The organism is Streptomyces sp. WELS2, assembly GCF_013870595.1.
Classification (GTDB): domain Bacteria; phylum Actinomycetota; class Actinomycetes; order Streptomycetales; family Streptomycetaceae; genus Streptomyces.
On record NZ_JACBWZ010000743.1, the window covers coordinates 1 to 3,065 of the forward strand.

The following is a 3,065-nucleotide window of genomic DNA, read 5'->3' on the forward strand; positions in this document are numbered from 1 at the left end:
GACGGCGACGGCCGCACCGATCCGCTCATCGGCGTCCCCGAGGGCAGCGTCGACGGCAAGGAAGGCGCCGGATACATCACCGTGGCCGGTGTGTCCGCAGGTCGCACGGGTACCCGGGGTCTCCCACAGCGGAATCGACCCAAGTCTCGACGAAGGAGGAGACCCCGGATGACCAGCACCAGCGAGACCGGAGACGTCACCGGCACCCGCGACAAGGACTACAACCTCATCTGGTACGTCGAGGCGTGCCTGAGCAACGCCCTGCGGCTGGAGCAGTACGTCCAGGACGCCGAGCGGGACGGGGACAAGGAAGTCGCGGAACTGTTCCGCAAGGCCCAGTCCGACAGCCGCAAGGGCGCGGAACTGGGCAAGCAGCTGCTCCGCTCCCGCCTCGACGGCGGCTGACCGCCGCTCCCGCCCGGCGGGGACGCGACAGCCGCTGCCGGACCGTGCTCACGGCAGCGGCTGTTCCGCCCAGATGACCTTGCCGTGCGGGGTGTAGCGGGTACCCCAGCGTTCGGCGAGCTGGGCCACCAGGAACAGGCCGCGGCCGCCCTCGTCGGTGCTCGCCGCGTACCGCAGGTGCGGCGAGGTCGTGCTGCGGTCGGAGACCTCGCAGATCAGCGTGCGGTCCCGCAGCAGCCGCACCCCGATCGGGCCGCGCCCGTAGCGGATGGCGTTGGTGACCAGCTCGCTCAGGATCAGCTCCGTGGTGAACGCGAGCTCCTCGAGACCCCAGTCGGCCAGCCGCCGGGTCACCGAGGACCGCACCGTGGACACCGCCGCCGGATCGGACGGCACCTGCCACTGGGCGACCCGGTCACCGCCCAGCACCCGGGTGCGGGCCACGATCAGCGCCACGTCGTCGCTCGGCCGGGCCGGCAGCCGGTCCAGCACCGCCCGGCAGGTCTGCTCCGGCGAGACGCCCGCGGTCCGCCGCAGGGCGTCGCCCAGCATGGCCAGCCCCTCGTCGATGTCCCGTTCCCGGTCCTCCACCAGACCGTCCGTGTACAGCACCAGCCGGGTGTCCTCCGCCAGCTCCAGCTCCGCCGTCTCGAACGGCAGCCCGCCCAGGCCCAGCGGGGGACCCGGGGGCACGTCGGGGAACTCCACCGCGCCGTCCGGCCGCACCAGCGCGGGCGGCGGATGACCGGCCCGGGCCACGGTGCACCGCCGGGACACCGGGTCGTAGATCGCGTAGAGACAGGTCGCGCCCGTCACCACGGCCCCGCCCGCCGCCCCGGTCTCCTCCTGGTCGAGCCGCCCCACCAGCTCGTCCAGCAGACCGAGCAGTTCGTCCGGCGGCAGGTCGAGCGCCGAGAAGTTGTGCACCGCCGTGCGCAGCCGCCCCATCGTCGCCGCCGCGTGCAGCCCGTGCCCCACCACGTCCCCGACCACGAGCGCCACCCGGGCCCCCGACAGCGGCAGCACGTCGAACCAGTCGCCGCCGACGCCCGCCTGGGCCGGCAGATAGCGGTAGGCGATCTCCAGGGCGCCCTGCTCGGGCAGGGAGCGCGGCAGCAGACTGCGCTGGAGGGTGACGGCCATGCTGTGCTCACGGGTGTACCGGCGGGCGTTGTCGATGGACACCGCCGCCCGCGCCACCAGCTCCTCCGCCAGGGACACCTCCTCGGCGTCGAACGGCTGCGGCTTCTCCGCCCGCCAGAAGCTCACCAGGCCCAGCACCAGGCTGCCCGCCCGCAGCGGCACGGTGATCAGCGAGTGGATGCCGTAGTCCAGCACCTGGTCGGTGCGCTCCAGGTCCTGCGCCCGCCAGCCGGGCGCCTCGCGCAGCCGCTCCACCACCACCGACTGCCCGGTGGTCAGCGCACGGGCCTGCGGCGAGGTGGGCACGAACCGGATCCGCTCGCCGGGCGGATACAGCGGGGAGTCCTCGCGCACCCCCGCGCAGGCCGTACGGCGCAGCGCCGTGCCGGGGCGGGGCTCCTCACCGCCGAGCACCGCGTCGAACAGGTCCACGGTGGCGAAGTCCGCGAACCGGGGCACCGCGAGCCCGGCCAGCTCCTCGGCGGTCCGGGCGACATCCAGGCTGGTGCCGATGCCCACCCCGGCGTCGTAGAGCATGTTCAGCCGCTCCCGGGCCACCTCCGCCCGGCCCGACAGGGCACGCAGCTCGGTGGAGTCGCGCAGCGTGGTCACGCTGCCGGCCGGGCCGCCGCGCAGCTCGGTGGGCCGCTGGTTGATCGCCAGCAGACGGTCCTTGACCAGGTGCACCTCGTCCGTGGCGACCCGGCCCGAGGCCAGCAGGCCCGCCGTCTCGTCGTCCAGGCCCAGCTCCAGCACGTGCCGCCGCTCGGCGTCCGCGGGCAGGTCCAGCAGCCGGTGGGCCTCGTCGTTGGCGAGCAGCAGCCGGCCGTCGCCGCCGACGATCAGGACACCCTCGCGGACCGCGTGCAGCACCGCGTCGTGGTGCTCGTACATCCGGGTCATCTCGTACGGCCCGAGGCCGTGCGTCTGGCGCAGCAGCCGCCTGCTGACCAGGGCCGTACCCGCGGTGGCCAGCGCCAGCGCGGCCGCGGCCGCCGCGAGCAGCAGCGGCAGCTGCTGGTCGGCGGTGCCACCCACGTGCGCGGTGGTGATCCCGGCGGACACCAGCCCCACCACCTTGCCCGCCCGGTCCCGCACCGGCACCACCACCTGCACCAGCGGGCCGATGGTGCCGGTGATGTGCTCGGTGACCGTGCGGCCGGCCAGGGCCGGGGCGATGGTGCCGACGAACTTCTTGCCGATGCGGTCGCTCTTGGGGTGGGTGTAGCGGATGCCCCGCGTGTTCATCACCACGACGAAGTCCACGCCGGTCGCCGTGCGGGCGGCCTCCGCGCGCGGCTGGATCACGGCGGTGGGGTCGGGGGAGCTCAGGGCCTCGGCCGTGCCCGGCGCGTCGGCGAAGGTCTGCGCCACGGCCAGGGAGCGGTTGGCGGCCTCCACGTCGGTGTCGTGCCGCACCTGGAGCACTTGGGCCACCACCGCCGAGACGACCAGCAGCAGCACGATCACCACTTGCAGGAGGAACACCTGGCCGGCCACGCTGCGCCCGGTCACCG

At 74.3% G+C, this 3,065-nt stretch carries 2 protein-coding genes; one reads left to right on the forward strand and one right to left on the reverse strand.

Annotated features, from left to right (window positions below; translation table 11 throughout):
• Nucleotides 1–168 precede the first annotated feature (168 nt).
• Nucleotides 169–405 (forward strand): hypothetical protein, encoded by a 237-nt coding sequence (locus H5J33_RS29110; protein WP_181797796.1) that lies wholly within the window; start codon nucleotides 169–171, stop codon nucleotides 403–405.
• A 48-nt stretch (nucleotides 406–453) separates the two neighbouring features.
• On the opposite strand, the gene H5J33_RS29115 is transcribed toward H5J33_RS29110, so the two are convergent.
• Complete coding sequence (locus H5J33_RS29115) at nucleotides 454–3,063, reverse strand: SpoIIE family protein phosphatase/ATP-binding protein (RefSeq protein ID WP_181797797.1); 2,610 nt, start codon at nucleotides 3,061–3,063, stop codon at nucleotides 454–456.
• Between the last annotated feature and the right edge of the window lie 2 nt (nucleotides 3,064–3,065).

Excerpts from the sequence above, each read along its gene's own strand:
- H5J33_RS29110 (WP_181797796.1), top strand. The coding sequence starts at position 169 with ATGACCAGCACCAGCGAGACCGGAGACGTCACCGGCACCCGCGACAAG.